The sequence below is a fragment of the Roseococcus sp. genome, from assembly GCF_965227005.1.
In the GTDB taxonomy this organism is placed as follows: domain Bacteria; phylum Pseudomonadota; class Alphaproteobacteria; order Acetobacterales; family Acetobacteraceae; genus Roseococcus.
The window spans coordinates 89,069-107,296 of sequence record NZ_CBDDFJ010000017.1 but is presented as its reverse complement, the minus strand read 5'-3'; the positions used below and the strand labels follow the sequence as shown (position 1 = coordinate 107,296).

The 18,228-nt window shown below is 65.5% G+C and carries 16 protein-coding genes; 7 read left to right on the top strand and 9 right to left on the bottom strand.

Features of this window, described 5'->3' with window-relative positions:
* Positions 1 to 6 precede the first annotated feature (6 nt).
* On the top strand, positions 7 to 951 hold the full coding sequence (locus tag ACO057_RS07025) for a cation diffusion facilitator family transporter (protein ID WP_421990026.1): 945 nt from the start codon (positions 7 to 9) through the stop codon (positions 949 to 951).
* 19 nt (positions 952 to 970) lie between these two features.
* Here the strand turns inward: ACO057_RS07025 and ACO057_RS07020 are convergent, their stop codons facing one another.
* The 8 genes from ACO057_RS07020 to ACO057_RS06985 form a co-directional block, all read right to left on the bottom strand.
* A complete protein-coding gene (locus ACO057_RS07020; protein ID WP_421990024.1) occupies positions 971 to 1,849 on the bottom strand; it encodes an ABC transporter permease in 879 nt (292 codons plus the stop codon).
* Positions 1,849 to 2,781, bottom strand: coding sequence for an ABC transporter permease (locus ACO057_RS07015; RefSeq protein WP_421990022.1), 933 nt, complete (start codon positions 2,779 to 2,781; stop codon positions 1,849 to 1,851). The genes ACO057_RS07020 and ACO057_RS07015 overlap by 1 nt, the downstream gene beginning before the upstream one ends.
* Before the next feature lies 1 nt (position 2,782).
* Complete coding sequence (locus tag ACO057_RS07010) at positions 2,783 to 3,754, bottom strand: ABC transporter ATP-binding protein (RefSeq protein WP_421990020.1); 972 nt, start codon at positions 3,752 to 3,754, stop codon at positions 2,783 to 2,785.
* Entirely contained in the window at positions 3,751 to 4,719 is a 969-nt protein-coding gene (locus ACO057_RS07005) for an ABC transporter ATP-binding protein (RefSeq protein ID WP_421990018.1), read from the bottom strand. Before ACO057_RS07005 ends, ACO057_RS07010 begins: the two co-directional genes overlap by 4 nt.
* On the bottom strand, positions 4,712 to 6,277 hold the full coding sequence (locus ACO057_RS07000) for an ABC transporter substrate-binding protein (RefSeq protein WP_421990016.1): 1,566 nt from the start codon (positions 6,275 to 6,277) through the stop codon (positions 4,712 to 4,714). The genes ACO057_RS07005 and ACO057_RS07000 overlap by 8 nt, the downstream gene beginning before the upstream one ends.
* A 4-nt stretch (positions 6,278 to 6,281) precedes the next feature.
* Complete coding sequence (locus ACO057_RS06995) at positions 6,282 to 7,898, bottom strand: ABC transporter substrate-binding protein (protein ID WP_421990014.1); 1,617 nt, start codon at positions 7,896 to 7,898, stop codon at positions 6,282 to 6,284.
* A 21-nt stretch (positions 7,899 to 7,919) separates the two neighbouring features.
* A complete protein-coding gene (gene pehA / locus ACO057_RS06990; protein WP_421990011.1) occupies positions 7,920 to 9,488 on the bottom strand; it encodes a phosphoric/sulfuric ester hydrolase PehA in 1,569 nt (522 codons plus the stop codon).
* Positions 9,489 to 9,806: 318 nt separating this feature from the next.
* Positions 9,807 to 10,025, bottom strand: a complete 219-nt coding sequence (locus ACO057_RS06985) for an excalibur calcium-binding domain-containing protein (protein ID WP_421990602.1) — start codon at positions 10,023 to 10,025, stop codon at positions 9,807 to 9,809.
* Positions 10,026 to 10,854: 829 nt separating this feature from the next.
* Here ACO057_RS06985 and ACO057_RS06980 point away from each other — a divergent pair.
* From ACO057_RS06980 to ACO057_RS06955, 6 genes are all read left to right on the top strand, one after another.
* A complete protein-coding gene (locus ACO057_RS06980; protein WP_421990009.1) occupies positions 10,855 to 11,904 on the top strand; it encodes an SPFH domain-containing protein in 1,050 nt (349 codons plus the stop codon).
* 9 nt (positions 11,905 to 11,913) lie between these two features.
* A complete protein-coding gene (locus ACO057_RS06975; protein ID WP_421990007.1) occupies positions 11,914 to 12,597 on the top strand; it encodes a hypothetical protein in 684 nt (227 codons plus the stop codon).
* A 5-nt stretch (positions 12,598 to 12,602) separates the two neighbouring features.
* Positions 12,603 to 15,023, top strand: a complete 2,421-nt coding sequence (locus tag ACO057_RS06970; protein WP_421990005.1) for a TonB family protein — start codon at positions 12,603 to 12,605, stop codon at positions 15,021 to 15,023.
* A 283-nt stretch (positions 15,024 to 15,306) separates the two neighbouring features.
* Complete coding sequence (locus ACO057_RS06965) at positions 15,307 to 15,813, top strand: DUF2924 domain-containing protein (RefSeq protein ID WP_421990003.1); 507 nt, start codon at positions 15,307 to 15,309, stop codon at positions 15,811 to 15,813.
* Positions 15,810 to 17,153, top strand: a complete 1,344-nt coding sequence (locus ACO057_RS06960) for a recombinase family protein (RefSeq protein ID WP_421990001.1) — start codon at positions 15,810 to 15,812, stop codon at positions 17,151 to 17,153. The genes ACO057_RS06965 and ACO057_RS06960 overlap by 4 nt, the downstream gene beginning before the upstream one ends.
* Positions 17,154 to 17,167: 14 nt before the next feature.
* The gene (locus ACO057_RS06955) at positions 17,168 to 17,548 is read left to right on the top strand and encodes a hypothetical protein (protein ID WP_421989999.1); all 381 of its coding nucleotides are present in this window, start codon (positions 17,168 to 17,170) and stop codon (positions 17,546 to 17,548) included.
* 248 nt (positions 17,549 to 17,796) lie between these two features.
* Here the strand turns inward: ACO057_RS06955 and ACO057_RS06950 are convergent, their stop codons facing one another.
* Positions 17,797 to 18,228: a hypothetical protein gene (locus ACO057_RS06950; RefSeq protein ID WP_421989997.1), complete on the bottom strand. Its 432-nt coding sequence runs from the start codon at positions 18,226 to 18,228 to the stop codon at positions 17,797 to 17,799.

Here is an 18,228-nt window from a genome sequence, read left to right as displayed (position 1 = left end):
GAGCGTTTGAGACGCATTTTCGACCTGACCACCGAACGCGGGGTCCTGGCGACGTCGGTCGCGGTCACGCTGGTCGTGGCCTTTCTCGGGATCGGCTTCGGCCTGTTCTCGGGCTCCTTCTCCATCGTCTTCGACGGCATCTATTCGATGATCGACGCCAGCATGAGCCTTCTGTCGCTCGTGGTGGTGAATCTCATTTTGTCCCACGCGGTAACCGGAAGCCTGTCGCGCAAGCTCCGGGAGCGCTTCTCCATGGGTTTCTGGCATCTGGAACCCATGGTCCTGGGGCTGAACGGGACCCTGCTGATCAGCGCGGCGCTCTATGCTCTCGTGACGGCCGTGGGCAGCCTGCTGAAGGGCGGTCGCAGCCTCGAATTCGGTTGGGCCATCGTCTATGCGGCCGTCACGGTCATCGCCTGCGTGGGCATCGCCACCGTGGAGATCCGCGCCAATCGCAAGATCCGATCGGAATTCCTCCGCCTCGACGTGAAGGGCTGGATCATGTCGGCCAGCATCACCGCGGCGCTGCTGGTCGCCTTCAGCATCGGCTACTTCGTGCAAGGCACGCGATGGCAGTGGATTTCGCCCTATATCGACCCCGCGGTCCTGGCGATGGTCTGCCTGCTGATCATCCCGCTTCCGGTCTCGACGATCCGCCAGGCGCTGGCCGACATCTTCCTCGTCACCCCGCTCGACCTCAAGCTGCATGTCGACACGGTGGCGAAGGCCTTCGTCGTGAAGCACGGCCTGGCCTCCTATCGCGCCTATGTCGCGCGCGTCGGGCGGTCCAAGGATATCGAGCTCTATTTCATCGTTCCCGCCGACGCCCCCGCACGCACCATCGCCGAGTGGGATGCCTTGCGGGACGAGGTCGGCGATCTGGTCGGGGAGGCGGGGCCGAACCGCTGGCTCACCGTCGTTTTCACGGGCGATCCCGCCTGGGCGGAATGAGCGCGGCGTCTTGGGCCTGTCACCCCAGGGTCGGGTCCAGGCGATCGCGCAGCCAGTCGCCCAGGGCCGAGACGCAGAAGGTCGTCAGCACGATCACCGCCGCCGGGGAAAGCAGGATCCACGGCGCCCGGGTCAGGTATTCGCGCCCATAGCCGACCATGGAGCCGAGCGAGGTCTCGGGCGGCTGCACGCCCAGGCCGAGGAAGGACAGGCCGCTTTCGAGAAGGATGATCTCGGGGAAGGCCAGCGTCATCGAGACGATCAGCGTCGAGGCGATGTTGGGCAGGATGTGCCGCGCATAGATCCGCATCGGCGTGGCGCCGAGCTGCCGCACCGCCGCGGCATAGCCCTGGGCATTCGCGCCGATGGCCAGGCCGCGGGCGATGCGCGCATAGCGCTCCCAGGCGTGCAGGCCGAGCAGCGCCACGAAAAGCCCCAGCGAATTGCCGAAGAAGGCCAGCACCGAGAGCGCCAGGATCAGGAAGGGTAGGCTCGCCGAAAAGTCCACCAGCGCCATCACCGCCTGCTCCACCAGCCCGCGGAAATGCGCGGCCAGCAGGCCGAGCGTGGTGCCCAGCGCGGCGCCGATGATCGTGGCGCCGAAGGCGATGAGCAGGCTCGTGCGGATGGAGAAGATCAGCCGCGAGAAGACGTCGCGCCCCAGCTCGTCCGTGCCGAGCGGATGCAGCCAGGCGCCGCCCATGCCGATCGGCGGGGAGAGGCGGTTGCGCAGGTCCAGCGCGGTATAGGCATAGGGCGCGATGACATCGGCCAGCAGCGCGGTCGCCAGCATCAGCCCGAGCCAGGACAGCGCGAAGACGGCCAGCAGGGGCAATTTCTTGCGCGCGCGCCTCGGCGCGAGGATCGCAGGCGCGGACAGGAGAGGGGCCTCAGGCATCAATGCGCTCCCTTCGGGCTGGCGCGCAGGCGCGGGTCGAGGGCGCCGTAGAGCAGGTCCACGATCAGGTTCGAGGCCACCATGGTTCCGGCCACCACCAGCAGGATGCATTGCACGACGGCGAGGTCGCGATTGGCGACGGCCACCACCAGCAGCCGCCCGACGCCCGGCCAGGAGAAGACGCTCTCCACCACCACGGCGCCCGCGATGAGGCTGCCCACCATGAAGCCCACGATGGTCACGGTCGGGATGGCGGCATTCGGCAGCGCATGGCCCGTGACGACCAGCCGCCAGGGCACGCCCTTGGCCGAGGCCGTGCGGATATAGGGCTGCCCCAGCACCTCCAGCATGGCCGAGCGCGTGAAGCGCGCCAGCACCGCCGCGCCGCCGACGCCCAGCGTGATCACCGGCAGGATCGCATGCCGCCAGCTCTCCTGCCCGCCAGAGGGCAGCCAGCCGAGCTGCACCGCGAAGACCAGCACCAGCAGCAGGCCGAGCACGAAGGACGGCACGGTGAAGCCCGCGACGGCGAGCGCCATCACCAGCCGGTCCAGGAAGGAGTTCCGGTGCAGCGCCGCGACGATGCCGGCCGGGATGCCGATCGCCAGCTTGATGAGGAGCGCGGGAATGGTCAGTGCCAGCGTCGCGGGGATGCGCTCGGCCACGAGTTGGATCGCATCGCGTCCGTCGCGCATGGAGCGGCCCAGATCGCCGTTCAGGATGGCGCCGAAGTACCGGAAGTATTGCTGCCAGAGCGGATCGTCGAGGCCCCAGGCGGCGCGGAAGGCGGCGACGGCTTCCGGCGGCGCATCCGCGCCCATGATGATCTGCGCGGGATCGCCCGAAAGCCGCAGGACGAGGAAGGCGAAGGTCACGACCATGGCGATGGTCAGCGCGGCCCGGAAGAGCCGCGTGGCGAAGAAGCGGAGCATGTCAGGCGGCTTTCGCGACGGGCGCATGCGCCAGGTGACAGGCGACCCTGCGGCCATCCGCGCGGGCCAGCAGCGGCGGGGCCTCGACGCGGCAGCGCGCGACGGCCTCGGCGCAGCGGGGATGGAAGGCGCAGCCGGGCGGGCGTTCGGCGGGGTTGGGCGGATCGCCGGTCAGCAGGATGCGCTGGCCGCGCCGGCTCGGATGCGGAATGGCGGAGACCAGCGCGCGGGCATAGGGGTGCGCGGGGTCGTGCAGGACCTCGTCCGGCGCGCCCTCCTCGACGATGCGGCCGAGATACATCACCGCCACGCGATGGCTGACCTGGCGCACGGCGCGCAGGTCATGGCTGATGAAGAGCATCGCCATCCCGCGCCGCGCCTGCAGCTCCATCAGCAGGTTCATCACCTGCGCCTGGATGGAGACGTCGAGCGCCGAGATCGGCTCGTCGCAAACCAGAAGCTCGGGCGAGGTGGCGAGGGCGCGGGCCAGCACGGCGCGCTGCCGCTGGCCGCCGGAGAGCTCATGCGGATAGCAATCGCCCTGGTCCTCGCGCAGGCCCACCTCCTTGAGCAGCCCGGCCACGATCCCCGCGCCGGCGGGGCGGCCATGGATGACGAGCGGCTCGGCCACCTGCTCGCCGATCGTCAGCCGCCGATCGAGCGCGCCGAGCGGATCTTGGAAGACCATCTGCATCCGCGCGCGCTGGGCGCGCCAGGCGGGCGTTCCGGGGGGCGGCATCGGCGCGCCCTCGAAGCGGACGGCGCCGGCATCGGGCGCCTCCAGCCCGAGGACGAGGCGCCCGGTCGTGGACTTGCCGCAGCCGCTCTCGCCCACGAGGCCGAGCGTGCGGCCCTTTTCCAGCGTGAGGCTCACGCCGTCCAGCGCCCGGACCTCGGCGGCCTTGCCGAAGGGGCCCCGACGCATCCAGTAGCGGCGCATCAGGTCGCGCGCCTCCAGCAGCGGGGCGCTCATGCGAATGCCATCACGGGCTGCGCAAGCAAGCAGGAGGTGCGGTGCGCGGGCTCCATCGTGCGGAGCGCGGGCAGCTCGTAGTTGCAGCGCCCGCAGACTTTGGGGCAGCGCGGCGCGAAGGCGCAGCCGGGCGGCATGGCCCAGGGCTCCGGCACGCTGCCGGGAATGGCGGTGAGGGGCCGGCGCTCGCCGTTCAGCGGCGGCAGCGCGCCGAGCAGGCCCTGCGCATAGGGGTGAAGGGGCGCGGCGAAGAGGCGATCGACCGGCGCCTCCTCCACGATGCGGCCGGCATACATGACCGCCACGCGCTCGCAGGTTTCGGCCACGACACCGAGATCATGGGTGATGAGCACCAGCGCCATGTTCCGCTCGCGCCGCAGCGATTGTAGCAGCTCGAGGATCTGCGCCTGGATGGTGACGTCGAGCGCGGTGGTGGGCTCGTCCGCGACCAGCAGTTCGGGCTGACCTGCGAGCGCCATGGCGATCATCACGCGCTGGTTCTGGCCGCCGGACAGCTCATGCGCATAGGCATCCAACCGGCGCGCCGCATCGGGCATGCCGACCTGGTCGAGCAGGCGCTTGGCCTCGGCACGGGCGGCGGTGCCCTTGAGGCCCTGGTGCAACGCCAGCGCCTCGACGATCTGCTTGCCGATACGGCTCACCGGATTGAGGCTGCTGGCCGGGTCCTGGAAGATCATCGCGACGGTGCCGCCGCGCAGATGGTTCAGCCGGGCGGGCCTCGCGCCCAGCATCTCTTCGCCGCGGAGGGTCACGCGGCCGGTGACGCGGGCCTTCTTCGGCAGCAGACCGAGCGCGGCCAGCCAGGTGACCGACTTGCCGCAGCCGCTTTCGCCCACGAGGCCCAGGGCCTCGCCCGGATGCACGTCGAGGCTGATGCCCCGCAGCGCCGGCGACCCGCCGAAATCGACGGCGAGGTCGCGAATGGAGAGAAGGGGCTCAGACACCCCAGTTGCCCGGCCGGAAGTCCATGAGGAAGGACTGCGCGGCCTTCCACTTGATGTCGCGCCGCTTGCCGGTGAAGTTCGCCGCCTGGTGCAGCATGGCATAGGCCGGATCGTCATGCTCCAGCACGGTGAGCAGCTTGCGCATGGCGGCGCGGCGACGGGTCGGGTCCATCTCGGCCTCCAGCGCGTCGGCGGCCACGAAGGCCTCCTCGTTGCTCCACTCGCCGCCGGCCGTGAAGGAGCCGTTGCGGCCCCAGGTATTGGGCATGTTCGAGACCGGATCGGCGATGAAGACCGTGCTCGACCAGTCGCGCAGCCCGCGGCCGCCCGGCGCGCTGATCTGGGCCCAGTTCTCGCGCATCTGGATCTGCACGTTCAGCCCGGCCGCGCGCCACATCTCCACCAGCACCTGCGCCGTCGGCGTCTGGGCGGTGTAGTAGTTGTTGAGCAGGCGATAGGGGATGGGCTCGCCGCGATAGCCGGCCTCCCGCACCAGCTTGCGCGCCTCGTCCACGTCGAAGCGGGGCTTGGGCCAATCGGCGAGATACATGTCGCCGTAGAAGGGGAACTGCATTCCGCGCGGCACCTCGGTGCGGCCCGACCAGAGGCCCTGCACGATCGCGTCGCGATCGATGGAGAGCGAGAGGGCGCGGCGCATGCGCGGATCGGCGAGCTGGGCGTGGCTCTTGTCGAAGGTGATGAAGCGATGGTTGGCGATGAGCCCGCCCAGCACCTCGAAGCCGCGATTGCGCTCGATCTCGGGGATCTGGTCGGGCGGGATGTCGCAGGCGAACTGGTACTCGCCGGAGAGCAGGCCGGCGATGCGCGCCGACACTTCCGGAACCTCGACGAAGCGGATGCGCTTCAGCGGCGGGCGGCCGCCCCAGTATTCGTCGAAGGCCTCCAGCACCAGCATGTTGTCCGGGCGGAAATCGGCCACGCGATAGGGGCCGGTGCCGATGGGCTTGCGCGACCAGGCGAGCCAGTTCGGCGCCTCCTCGAGCGCGCGCTTGTTGACCACGATGCCGATGCGATGGCCGAGGCGCTTATCGAGCACGGGATCGGGCCGCTCGGAGATGAAGCGCAGCGAATGCCGGCCGGTGATCTCGACGCTGAGGCCCGGGAAGACGGCGCGGCCATAGCTGCTCACCTCGCGCGGGACGCGCGCGGCGGCGCCGGAGCTTCCGCCCATCAGGCGCTCGGGCCCGAAGGAGGCGGCGACGTCCTCGGCGGTCATCTCGTCGCCATTGTGGAAGCGCACGCCGGGGCGCAGCGCGACATCGACGCTGCGGGCGTCCTTGCGCTCCCAGCTCAAGGCGAGGCCGGGCCGGGGGCGCAGCGTGTCGATCCAGTCGGTGTCGATCAGCACTTCCGTGTAGCAGGAGAAATGCCGCGTCCCGACGTTGCTGTTCTCACGCGCGATGTCGAGCGTGTTGCTGTTCGCGATCTTCTGGACCGCGACGGTGATGCTGGGGCGGTCATCCGTCTGCGCCTGGCCGATGGCGGGCGCGGCGAGCGGGGCCGCAAGCGAGGTCGTGAGGAGGGTGCGGCGGTACATCGGTTCAGCTCCCGAAATTGCCGGGGCGGAAGTCCATGGCGAAGGCCGGGCTGGCCTTCCAGCGCGTCTCGCGGCGCTTGGCCGTGAAGGTCGCGTTCTGGTGCAGCACCGTATAGGCGGGATCCTCGCGCTCGCAGATCTCGAGCATGCGGCGGAAGGCCAGCTTGCGGCGGGCGCGGTCGATGCCGCTCTCGAGCTCGACGGAGAGGCGGTTCATCTCCTCGTTCGTCCATTCGCCGATCTGCTGCTGCTGCCCATTCGGCCCGTGCTGGTTCACCAGCGAGGACACCGGATCGTTGAAGGCGGCGCTGTTGGACCAGTCGCGCACGGCGCGCGTGGGGCCGCGCTCCATGATCTGCGACCAGTTCTCCTTCATCTCGATCTGCACGTTGAGGCCGGCGGCGCGCCACATCTCGGTCAGCACCTGCGCCGTCGCGGTCTGGTTCGTGTAGTAGTTGTTGAGCAGGCGATAGGGGATCGGCTCGCCGCGATAATTGGCCTCGCGCAGCAGGCGGCGGGCCTCGGCGAGATCGAAGCGCGGCACCGCCCAGTCCTGGATCAGCATGTCGCCGTAGAAGGGCCATTGCAGCCCCTTCGGCACCTCGGTGCGGCCGGCCCAGAGCGCGTCCACGATGGCCTGGCGGTCGATCGAATGCGTGAAGGCGCGGCGGATGCGCGGGTCGCGCAGGGTGGCGTGGTTCTTGTCGAAGACCGTCAGGCGATGGTTCAGGATGGTGCCGCCCTGCACCTCGAAGGCGCGGTTGCGCTCGATGCCGGCGATCTGGTCGGGCGGGATGTCGCAAGCGAAGGTGTAGTCGCCGGAAAGCAGGCCGTTGATGCGGCTCGCCACCTCCGGCACCTCGACGAAGCGGATCTGCTTGATCGGCGGGCGGCCCCCCCAATAGGCGTCATGCGCGGCGAGGGTGAGCACGGCGTCGGCGCGGAAGTCCACGACCTTGTAAGGGCCGGTCGTGACGGGCTTGCGCGCCCAGTCGAGCCAGGTCGCGGCCTCTTCATAGCCACGGCGGCTGACGATATCGGCGCCGAAGCGGGAGAGGCGGCCTTCCAGCGTCACGTCGGGCGTGGCGTTGTGGAAGCGCACCGTCATCCGGTCCACGATCTCGACGCGCTCCAGCGCGGGGAAGGCGCGGCGGGCGACGGCGGGTACCTCGGGCGGCAATTCCTTGCCGGGACGCGGCGCGGGGACGTTCTCGCCATAGGGCAGGGTGCGTCCCTGGGCGGTGGCCAGGGTGTCGCCGAACATGCGCGAGCGGCCGAAGGAGAAGGCCACGTCCTCGGCGGTCATCTCGTCGCCGTTGTGGAAACGCACGCCAGGGCGCAGCGAGAGCTCCAGCACGCTGTCGGACACGCGGCGCCATTCGGTCGCGAGACCAGGACGCGCACTCAGGTCGCCCAGCCAGTCACGCCCGATCAACCCCTCCCAGAGCGAGGAGTAGAAGACGCGCTCGCCCACATTGGACTGCTCGCGCAGCGGCTCCAGGGTGTTGCTGTTGGTGATCTTCTGGACCGCGATGGTGATCGACGGCCGATTGTCCGATTGCGCCAAAGCGGGCGCGGCCAGCAGAGTCGGCAAGGCGAGGAGGGGGCGGCGGGAGATCATGATGGGACTCTCGTTCCGGGGTTATTCGGCGGCATCGCGCAGGGCGGGAAGGGTCGGCGCGACGTGCCGTTCCTCCAGCCCCTGCGGCGTGGCGCGGAAATGGGTCAGCGTGCGTTCGGCATGCGACAACCGCCAGGACAGCGCCTTCTGCGCGTAGTCCTTCACGAGCGAGGCATAGGCCGGGTCTTCCGCCAGGTTGCGGAACTGATGGGGGTCCGCCTCAAGGTCGAAGAAGAGCGGCGGCAGGGCAGCGAAGTGCACGTATTTGTAGCGCGCGTCCTGCACGGCGCAGAGGCTGCTCTCATCCAGCGAGAGGCCGAGCGCGCTTTCCGGCTTGGAGTAGAAGACGTCGCGGAAATCGTACTCGTAGTGCAGCAGGTCGCGCCAATCGGCGGGCGCGGGGCCGGCCAGCAGCGGCAGGAGCGAGCGGCCGTCGCAGGCGCGCGGGATCTCGCCGCCGAGATGCTCGAGGATGGTCGGCATCACGTCCACGCTTTCCGTGAAGGCGTCCTCGATCTGGCCCGCGCGAGGGGTCTTCCCGGCCTGCTTCACCACGAGCGGAATGCGGAAGCTCTCGTCGAAATAACCGATCTTGCCGAGCAGGTAGTGGTCGCCCAGCTGCTCGCCATGGTCCGAGGTGAAGATGATCGTCGTCTCTTCCCACTGGCCCGTCTGTTCCAGGTATTCGAAGACGCGGCCGAGATTGTTGTCGATCTCGGTCATCATGCCGGCATAGGTCGCGCGCATCTGGCGGATACTGGCTTCGTCGAGCTCCGTCGCCGCGCCGCCGGCGCCATGGAAGAAGCTGCCCTGGCTGATGCCGCGCAGATAGAAGTCGAGCAGCGGGTGCTGCGACGCCTCCGCCTGCCAGTCGGGCGCGCGGACGGGGGCGGGCATGTCCTCCGCGCGGTACATCGCGTGATAGGGCGCGGAGGCGATGAAGGGCGGGTGCGGCCGGTAATAGCCCAGATGCAGGAACCAGGGCTTGTTGCCGACGCCCTTCAGATAGGTCAGCGCGCGCTCGGTGAAATAGGCCGTGTCGGAGAGCTCGGCGGGGATGCGGCTGGGGCGGGTGGTGACGCCGGGCTCGCAGTCCTCGCCTTCAGGAAGCCAGATGTTCTCGCGCTTCTCCGGCAGCTCGTAGCCCTTGTGCGCCAGCCAGCCGAAGTAGCCGTCCATCGTCGGCTCGAAGGCGCCGACGCTGCGGAAGCCGTCCATCAGGTCACCCAGATAGGTGAACCGCGGATCGCGCTCGCTGCTCGTGCGCGGATCGGGCGTCGAGGTGGTGTAACCGATCAGCGCGGGGTCGTAGCCGATGCGCCGCAACTGCTTCGCGAGGTTGGTGTGCCGGGCATCCAGCGGCACCGTGTTCTGCACGGCGCGATGGTTCATCAGGTAGAGGCCCGTCAGCAGGCTCGCGCGCGCCGGGCCGCACGGCACGGTGGTGGTGACGTGGTTGCGGAAGGTCACGCCCTCGCGGCAGAGCCGGTCCAGGTTCGGAGTCCGCAGGAAATCCGCGCCGAGATTCTTCAGGAAATCGGCGCGCCACTGATCGACCACGATCAGCAGCACGTTGCGTCGTCCAGTCATCTAACATCGTCCCATTCTGCAGGGGCGGGCCTAGCGGCTTGCTGCGAAGAACCGATGACGGACTGGTTTCAGATCGGTGAAACCCGGGTGTATCCGGGCTTTGGAGTTGCCCCGGATACGAGCTGCTCGTGCAGCCAAGGATCGGCTCACGACACTTATAGGCTCTGGGATAAGTTTGGAGCCACATGGTCGCGACCGTTACCGCCGACTCCTTGCGATTGTTCGGGATCGACAGGGACGGGATGTGGCGCAGATCCTAATACAGGAGCGGCATGCACGGCCCTATGATGGGCGGGGAAGGCGGGAGGGATGGTGTGGCTAGGCCAATATGACCCCGATGGTCCGCGTCACTCGCCGTCCTGATCGCTCCTTTCGAAACCGCCCACCGTTCGATCTGCCGCCCCATACGTCGAGCTCGCAGGGGATGCCGTCCCGGTCCGCATCCAATCGCGACTGGCCGCATTGCTCATGTGGGCCGTGCCTCTTCACAGCTTCACATCTCGCGACAGTTGACCGTGCCGCGGCAGCGCTAGGAATTGGAGGCGGTGCGCCCTGGGGTGACCTCGAATGATGGCCTGCGCCTTCGCGGGAGACAGATAAGCACTTTCCAAGTTCAGTGGGGATTTGGGATGCCCTTCGCGCGAGAGGCGTAACTCACGCTGTGGATGGATCGCTACGTGCTGACGATGCGCAATGGGCGAAGATGGAAACACATTGTTTGGTAGGCTGACCGATCCGGGTGGAGCGGGAGCGACAACCGCCTATTCGTGAGGCGGTGCCGTGGATCGCACGGACCGGCAGCCCGTGGTGTGATCTGCTGGCCGTGTTGGGCAATTGGCGCACGGCGTTCCGACGCTACAGCGATTAGGGCAAGGCGGATGTGTTCGTAAGGCTTCGAGGCCTGCTGGGACGAGCCGGACCTAGAATACCCGATGGTCAATGCGAATTATCAATGGTCGACCGCCACGGGCAGGGAGCAGAAGGGACTTAGAGCCAGAACATAGGCCGCTCCAATGCGCGAGCCGCCGATTGATATGAAGCACACGCGGCTCTCGATGGTTTTCCACCGTCGGTTGGAAGTCGATTCGGGCCATGCTTGGCTGTGTTGATGCTCGTCATCCAGGCACGCGATTCCTGAACGTCACCTGCTTCTACAGGAGATATTTCTTCTTTTGGGAGGCGCAAAACACCCTATCACGGCGTATGAAAACTGCACATAATCGAATTCAGAGATGATTCGGCACGAATATATGAAAAATCATGTATAAAATATAGATTGGAAAGTTGTTTGCAGACTTTCAATCGAAAATCCGCTTACATTCGAAGCTAAAATTATGCGCTTAGAGTTCTATGTTGGAGGATTACGATGGCCGTCATTGATTTTGTGAAATGGAATGGCGCGCCCGATATATTGGCTTGGAAATTTCCATCAGAAGAACTGTCAACCTATACTCAGTTAATCGTAAATGAGTCCCAAGAAGCTTATCTCGTGAAGGGGGGCGTGTACGAGGGTCCTTTCGGCGCTGGTCGTCATACGCTGGCAACGGAGAATATACCGATCATCAGGGCTCTGATTGGTATTCCTTTCGGCGGGCAATCGCCATTTTCTGCGGAAGTATGGTTTGTCAACAAGCAAGTCAATATGGATATCAAATGGGGAACGCCAGACCCTATTCAGCTGCAAGATCCTAAATTCGGCTTGATGGTCCCAGTGCGATCCTTTGGGCAGTATGCCGTTAAAGTCAAAGATTCAAAGAAATTTCTTCTCAAGCTTGTAGGTACGTTACGTTATTTCGACGCCGAAAGCGTCATGTCTTATTTTCAGGGCATTTTCATCACTCGAATTAAAACCGAAATTAGTCGGCAAATTGTTAACAATAAAATATCAGTACTGGAGATATCCTCAAATCTCGATCAAATGTCTCGGCTTTTGATGGAGACCTTGACGGGAGAGATGGACGAATATGGCCTTCACCTAGAAAATTTTAATATTAACTCGATCAACCTGCCCGAAAATGATCCCGGTGTCGTAAGCCTGAAGGCAGCCCTCGCGAAGCGCGCCGAAATGCAGATCGTCGGCTTCAATTATCAGCAGGAGCGTGGCTTCGACGTCATGGAGACCGCTGCCGGCAACGAAGGCTCTGCGGGAACGGTGTTGGGGGCGGGTATGGGCATCGGTCTGGGGGCCGGCATCGGCCTGCCCATGGGACAGGCCATGTCCCGCATCGGCGCGGAGCTTCCTAATTTCGGCCAGAGTGCCCCTTTGACGGCGGGCCAGCCGGAGGCGTCCGCCAGTGCCAGGATGTCACCGACCGAGAAGATCAAAATCCTTCGGGAGTTAGGGATGCTCCTCGCAGAGGGACTCCTCACCGACGTAGAATTCGCTGCAGAAAAGCAGAAAATTCTTTCGGCATAAGGCACGAAAATGAACCTCTATTTGAAATTATCGGGATTTCTGGCGACGGCTCTGGTCACTATCGTCGGAATTCTCGTGTCCTGGCCGCATACAGATAGCACTTTCGTCGTGTTCCAGCTCAATTTTGGCATTTCATTGGGCCTGCTGGTCTGTCCGCCGACGAGCATGTTGGGCAGACGACACAATATTTCACGTTCCATTTTTGCCATTGGGCCCTTAGGCTCCATTCTGACTATTTATGCTGTCCTGGCCGCGACGACAGTTGTGCTTAATTTTTTGAAATTCCCAGTGACCTTTTGTATAGCAGTATTTGTCTTGTCCATCACGATTCCGATCATCCTTCTTATGATATTGCGGCTTTCGGCCGATGTCGCATTTCCTCCCGGCTCTGACACGGGAAATGGGACGACTCTCCGGGATATCAAATCGTCCATTGTTTCAATTCAGTCTCGCGTCCCGGTAAAATATGTCCCAGACGTCCAGCGCCTGCTGGACCGCCTCAACTATGAACCCAGCGATCTCGACGCGCACTCACTTCACTACAACGAGGCCATCCGTACGGAAATTCGAGAGTCATTGCCCAATGCCATAAAAGATGGTGACGAGACCGCCACCACGGCTTGCTTGACCCGTGTGAACGACCTTCTGATGCTTCGGGCTGATGAAATAAATCGGCAAAGGTCGAAGGTATAATAGGAATGAATGGTTTCGGTGGCGCTGACGCCTTGGGCCCCGATCGCATATTCAACTGCGATTCATGCGGGGCCCAGCAAAGTTTTTCTGCCGGGGCGCATTCGCTCAAATGCGAATTTTGTGGGCGAGCGACGCTGCTGACGTCGGAAAGCGAAGTCATCCCGGATGGATTCGATGCCATCTCGCCGATGAAGGTAACCACTAGGCAGCTCGAACTTTCCGCCCGCGAGTACATGGCCGGCGGCAAATATACGCGCGACGATTTCGTCAGCGGTGCCGAGATTACAAAGATCGAGCGAGCCTACAGGCCGTTCTTTCGATACCTCGGAAGCTACGAAGGCACCTGGACGGCGAGCTTCGGTTTCGAACGCCAGGAGCCCTATACCGAATGGGTCCAGGAGGGAAACAACCGAACGCGGCCCGTCACGCGGTATCGCACCGTGGTGGACTGGTCGCCGGCCCATGGCAATTTTTTCGGCCCCTTCGATTTCCTCGGCTATGCCGGCGACGCAATACCCGCGAGCGTGGCCCGGTTCATGGAGTTGAATCATTCGGGGGAGTTGAGCACGCAGATCGCCAATTTTGCTTCCGGATTCGATATCGAAAAGGCGGTCATTCACCAGCGCAATGTATTCGACGAGACGGTTAGGGCTCGCGTCAATGCCGAAATGGAGAGCAACGTCCACGGAAACGCCCAAGGCGACCGCCAGCGGGACTGGAGTTGGCGCGGGACGCACGACTACGAGACAAGCTGCGTGCTATTGCCCGTCAGCCGGATAACATGTGTTTTCGAATCGATACAATACCAGATCTGGGTAGACGGGCGCGATATTCGTCGAGTCATCGGGGACGCCCTGCCCGAGGATGGCGACCGGAAGCGGGCGGTAGCGCTGGGATTCCTGCCAGCCGCCGCCTCTGCCGTGGCCTTCGCCGCCATCGCCGCCAGCCTGAACAATCGCGGCGCGCCTCCAGGCCCCTATTGGATCGGCATCGCCATCTTCGCCGTAGCTCTGGGTTACGGCTTCGTCCGCCGGCACGCGATCCTGAGCCATTCGGCAGCCGTGCGGTCCGCAATCCTAAATCTCGAGAAGGCTTCCCGGTCCAATGTCGCCGTCGCCTCTGCCGATCAGGGAGACAATGACGGCGCTCGCTTCAATATCCCCGATAAGTCCTGGCTCGCGCGGGCGGGCCATGGGACGGTCATCGTCCCCCTGGTCCTTGCCTTGGCGGGCCACTTCGTCGGCGCCAGGGAGTACCTTCAGGACCGCCATCAGCAAACCGCCGCTTCCTTAGGGGCATACGATTCCCGCCCCGCACCGAGCAGCCGACCCGCGGGCCCAAACGCCACATCCTTCGGTTCCGTTGCGCCGCCGGCTCTGCCACCGCCGCGCATCAATCCCCCGGAGCCTGCTCCGGCGATGGCGCCGCCACCCGCGCCGGCGCCTTCGTCACCGCCTCCTGCGCCACCGCGTCCCGCCGAGGCGCAGGCCTTGCCGACGGACTATCTCGCCTCCCTGATGACAGCTGTGCAGCGGCGCCAGGAATATCCCTATGGCGCGCGAGCGCGCGGTGCCCAAGGCCTTGTGGTCTTGAGGCTCGGCATCCGCCGCAACGGAACCTTGGACTTCTGGCGGATCGTGCAGAGCTCCGGCGACAGCGAACTCGATGCCGCTGCCGGTGCGGCCGTCTCCCAGTCATCGCCGCTGCCGTCCTTGCCGGGCCAGTTGCCGGACGAGATTATCCAAGTCACCGTTCCCATTCGCTTCAGCCTGCGCCCCCCAGTGGCCCCAGCTAACGCCGAGCCAGCGAGTCCTGGGTCAGCAATGGCCAGGCCGGCTGCCGCAAGCGACTCGGCGCCTCAGCATGCATGTGACGAGCTGGCCGCCAACCCCACGGACCGAGGCAGGCTCCCCGGCATCCAGGCGGTGGCATTCCCGCAACTGCGGCGGCAGGCGGAGGCCGCCATCAGGGCTTGCCAGGAAGCGGTGCAGCGATTCCCGAGGGTGCTACGTTTCCACTACCAATACGCCCGAGCCCTGCAATTCGTGAACCGGCCGGCAGCCTTCGACGTCTTCCTCGGGCTTTCCCAGCGCAGCTATGCAGCGGCCTTCGACAATCTGGGATGGATGCTCATCCAGGACCGGCAAAATACCTTCGAGGCGATCCGTAAATTCGCCGCCGGTGCGCAGCTGAACGATCCCGACTGCTGGGTGAGCCTGTCCGAAATGATCGATCGGGGAATGCTAATCGTAGATATGCCGCAGGAAACGCGCATCGTGATGTTCCGGCGCGCGGCGGAACTTGGGCATTCGAACGCGGAACGGGCCTTTGCCGCGGAGATCGCCAAGATCGGCCGAACCGTCAGCGCGCAGGAAAGCGCGCGGCTGCTGTCGGCGGCGATCGAAGCGGCGTCACGCATCCGGTAGCTGTCGCAAGGGCGGCCGGCTGCGGTGGTCGGCTCGGCAGTCGAAGGCAAGGGGCTGCGGCCGGCATCGAGGACCGGGGCCTGCCGGTGAAACCAGATAAGCAACCTTCCTATCTCCCCCCTCATCTGCACGAGGTGTGTGAAATGCTCGCCCGCGGATTAGTGCGGCTGCGGAGTCGCACCGCTGATGATATCGCGCGCGGCATCGCGGTCCACAGAGAGACTTCGCTACACTTCCTGCCCGACCAGAGCGGTCATGCGCCCCCCGCAACTCGGAGAGACGCATGACCCGGACCACGAGGACCAAGGCCGAGACCAGCCTCGGACCGACCATCGCCGCCATCCCGCCGGCCGATGTGCTGGGCCGGCTGGCGGCCCTGACAACCGCCTCCACGCCCGACCTCAAGCAGCAGTGGAGGGAGCTCTTCGCGGCCGAGCCGCCGCCCTACAACCGCCGCTACCTGGAGAGCCGCCTGGCCTATCGCGTCCAGGAGCTGGCCTTTGGCGGCCTGAAGCCCGAGACGCTGCAGCGCCTGGAGGCACTAGGGGAGCAGCTCGACGGCGGCAATCCGGTCGTCCGCCGCATCCGCGGCGACGATAAACCGGTCGCCGGCACGCGGCTCATCCGCGAATTCCAGGGCGCCGAGTATTCGGTGACGGTCCTACGGGAAGGGTATGAATTCCAGGGGCGGCCCTATCAGTCGCTGTCCGCGGTCGCCCGCGCCATCACCGGCACGCGCTGGAACGGCTGGACGTTTTTCGGCCTCAAGACCCGGAGGTCCGCGGCATGAAGCGCAAGCCGGAGCCCAGCGCTACCATGCCAGCCACCGTCCGGAGGGTCCGCGCCGCCGTCTACACGCGCAAGTCGAGCGAGGAGGGCCTCGACATGGAGTTCAACTCGCTCGACGCCCAACGCGAAGCCTGCGAGGCGTACATCGCCAGCCAGCGCTCCGAGGGGTGGGTGCTGGTACCGGACCGCTACGACGATGGCGGCGTGTCCGGCGGCACGCTGGAGCGGCCGGCGCTGCGGCGCCTGCTGGCGGATATCGAGCGCGGCCTCGTCGACGTGGTGGTGGTCTACAAAATCGATCGGCTGTCGCGGGCGCTCATGGATTTCGCGAAGCTGGTCGAGGTGTTCGACGCCAACAGTGTGACCTTCGTCTCGGTAACGCAGTCGTTCAACACAACGACCAGCATGGGACGGCTGACGCTGAACATCCTGCTCTCCTTCGCGCAGTTCGAGCGTGAGGTGATCGGAGAGCGCATCCGGGACAAGGTGGCGGCGTCGAGGGCACGGGGGATCTGGATGGGTGGGTTCGTGCCCCTCGGCTATGACGCGCGGGATCGGAAGCTGCTGGTGAATGATATCGAAGCGGCCCTGGTGCGGCGGATCTTCGAGGGCTTCGTGGAGACGGGGTCCGGCACCAAGCTGGTCCAGGCCCTGCGCGCTGAAGGCCATCTCACGAAACGCGGCCGCATCTTCACCAAGAGCGACGTCTACAGAGTGCTGAGCAACCGGACCTATCTCGGCGAGGCGATGCACAAAGGGACGTCGCATCCCGGAGAGCATGCCGCCATCGTGCCGCGGGCGATGTGGGACGCGGCGCATGCCGTGCTGACCGTGAGCCCAAGGGTCCGTGCCAACCGCACGCGCTGCCAGACGCCTGCGCTGCTGCGCGGCCTCATCTTCGGCAGCGACGGCCGCGCCATGTCGCCGACCCACACGCGCGGGCGCCGTGGCCAGCAGTACCGCTACTACGTCAGCCAATCGGTGCTAAAGGGTGGCGCCGCTGACGGGCCGACTGTGGCGCGCATATCGGCCAAGGAGATCGAAGGCGCGGTAATCGCGCATGTCCGAGGCCTCCTGCGCCAGCCGGAGGTGATGCTGGGGACTTGGCAGGCTGCGCATGCGACACAGCGGGACGTATCTGAGCAAGAGGTGAGGGGGGCGCTGGAGCAGCTTGACCCGCTATGGGATCAGCTCTTTCCAGCGGAACAGGCGCGCATCACGCAGCTGCTGGTGGATCGGGTAGATGTCGGCGCTGACGGAGCGGATGTCCGGATGCGCGTAGAGGGCTTGGCGACGTTGGCGCGAGACCTCCGGTCCTCGGCAACGAGAGCCGCGGCATGATTGCATCGGAGCAGATGCTCACCGTCCGGGTTCCGCTCAATATTCGGAAGCGGGGAGGGCGCAAGCTGGTGGTGGCTCCAGCCGGCCATGTCCTGCACGTCCCGGCGCGGATGGACGTGACCCTCGCGAAGGCGCTGGGGCGTGCCTTTCGGTGGCGACGGCTGCTGAACGAGGGGCGCTACATCTCGCTCGAAGACCTGGCGGCCAAAGAAGGAATTAGCCCGTCCTACGTCTCACGGGTGCTGCGGCTCACGCTACTGGCACCCGTCGTCATCGAGGCGATCTTGGACGGGCGGCAGCTCAATGGCCTTTCGTTTGCGGCGCTGATGGAGCCGTTTCCGGTCAGTTGGGAGGCCCAGGTCGCTACTTTTGCGGGTGCTCCATGCCATTATTGAACGGGGGACCGACGGCGGCTTCGCCCGTTCCGGTCGTTGAACTGCGAATGCCCGCAGCGCGAAAGCGGACCTCGTGAAAATCAATGCGGTCGAGTGCGAAGCGCCGCAGAATGACCGAAGGGTGCGGCAATCATCAGCAACCGATCCATGCTACATCGCGAGCGTGCGACCTTTCATGTCATGCGACCCGAATGCGCCGTCCTTGGGATCATCACTCGACGCGTCGCAACAACATTTCAAACAGGCGCTCAGTTCCTCGCGAGCCCCATGCGCAGCACAGTGTCGGGTGGCAGCAGTTCCGGCATCACCACCTCTGGCAGCGTCACGAGTTGCGCGGGGGCCAGATCCTTCAGGACGATCAGCTGGCCGAGCAGCGCTAGCGCGTCCAGCGGCACCAGGATCCGCCGCGTGCCGAAGCCCAGGATGCCGCCGTGCTCCATGAGCAGGACCGTTCGTCCGTCCGCGCCGCGCGCCGCCGCGATCGCGCGGCCCAGCACGGCCTGTTGCTGAGTATCCTCGATCACCCGCCTCCCGGCTAGGTCGCCGGCGCGCACTGGCTGCGGGTACCGCGCCAGGGCCGCCTCACTGCGCGGCCGATCGGGCGTCGCCTCGCCCGCGGAATGCGCTCCCTGGGCCAAGGCGAGGCCGGGGATAATCAGTATCAGGAACGCGACCGCCAA

Bases quoted from the DNA above. Each gene is read 5' to 3' on its own strand.
- ACO057_RS06995 (WP_421990014.1), bottom strand. From the start codon at position 7,898: ATGATCTCCCGCCGCCCCCTCCTCGCCTTGCCGACTCTGCTGGCCGCG.
- ACO057_RS06980 (WP_421990009.1), top strand. From the start codon at position 10,855: ATGGCCGTCATTGATTTTGTGAAATGGAATGGCGCGCCCGATATATTG.
- ACO057_RS06965 (WP_421990003.1), top strand. From the start codon at position 15,307: ATGACCCGGACCACGAGGACCAAGGCCGAGACCAGCCTCGGACCGACC.
- ACO057_RS07020 (WP_421990024.1), bottom strand. From the start codon at position 1,849: ATGCCTGAGGCCCCTCTCCTGTCCGCGCCTGCGATCCTCGCGCCGAGG.
- ACO057_RS06970 (WP_421990005.1), top strand. From the start codon at position 12,603: ATGAATGGTTTCGGTGGCGCTGACGCCTTGGGCCCCGATCGCATATTC.
- pehA (WP_421990011.1), bottom strand. From the start codon at position 9,488: ATGACTGGACGACGCAACGTGCTGCTGATCGTGGTCGATCAGTGGCGC.
- ACO057_RS06960 (WP_421990001.1), top strand. From the start codon at position 15,810: ATGAAGCGCAAGCCGGAGCCCAGCGCTACCATGCCAGCCACCGTCCGG.
- ACO057_RS06955 (WP_421989999.1), top strand. From the start codon at position 17,168: ATGCTCACCGTCCGGGTTCCGCTCAATATTCGGAAGCGGGGAGGGCGC.
- ACO057_RS06975 (WP_421990007.1), top strand. From the start codon at position 11,914: ATGAACCTCTATTTGAAATTATCGGGATTTCTGGCGACGGCTCTGGTC.
- ACO057_RS07000 (WP_421990016.1), bottom strand. From the start codon at position 6,277: ATGTACCGCCGCACCCTCCTCACGACCTCGCTTGCGGCCCCGCTCGCC.
- ACO057_RS07010 (WP_421990020.1), bottom strand. From the start codon at position 3,754: ATGAGCGCCCCGCTGCTGGAGGCGCGCGACCTGATGCGCCGCTACTGG.
- ACO057_RS07015 (WP_421990022.1), bottom strand. From the start codon at position 2,781: ATGCTCCGCTTCTTCGCCACGCGGCTCTTCCGGGCCGCGCTGACCATC.